Origin of the sequence: Chryseobacterium lathyri (assembly GCF_003290185.1) — a bacterium.
Lineage (GTDB): Bacteria > Bacteroidota > Bacteroidia > Flavobacteriales > Weeksellaceae > Chryseobacterium > Chryseobacterium lathyri.
This window is the reverse complement of sequence record NZ_QNFY01000045.1, coordinates 1-688: the sequence shown is the minus strand read 5'-3', so window position 1 is coordinate 688 and position 688 is coordinate 1. Positions and strand designations below refer to the sequence as shown.

The window sequence follows — 688 nt, the reverse complement described above, 5'->3', positions numbered from 1 at the left end:
CCATTCAGGAACGATAGTAGCATTTATTCTGATGGTTGTAATATCTTATCTCCTGATTAAATATGCCAGAAGAGCAAAGAAAAATATATATCAGACGGCCGCACTGTCGGTGGTTTATATGATCATTGGATTCTCATGCTGGATGGTTATTCCTATCAGAGCGAATGCGAATCCACCAATGAACCTTAATGATCCTGATACTGCCATTGGTATGCTGGATTATTACAACAGGGAGCAATACGGTGACTGGCCGACTATCTACGGTCAAAACTATACCGCTTTCCTTGATGCCAACGGAATTGAGAAGAATGAAGACGGAAGCTTCAAAACGAAGAAAACCGGAGAAATCTATGAAAAAGATGAAAAAACCGGAACTTACAGAAAAACTGGGGACCGGTTCAATTATACATTCAGCCAGTCTCAGATCAGCTTAATGCCAAGAATGTTTAATGAGGATAAAGACGTAATGGCAAACTACATTTCTATGTACGGAGCTCCTGACTTTACCTTTAATTATGCCAATGAAGATGTGGCAGACAATCCTGAGGCAAAACAGATTTTTGATGAACTGAGAGCAAAATATGAAGACAAATCCATTACGGCAGCTGATTACCTGAAAGTGAAACCTTACAACCTGATCAATGTTCAGAAGCCTTCACTGGCTCAGAATATGGACTATTTCATTACA

At 39.7% G+C, this 688-nt stretch carries 1 pseudogene; it reads left to right on the top strand.

The features are described 5' to 3' along the window. Window positions 1–688: pseudogene (locus DRF61_RS22450) on the top strand (ceramidase); the annotation flags it as partial.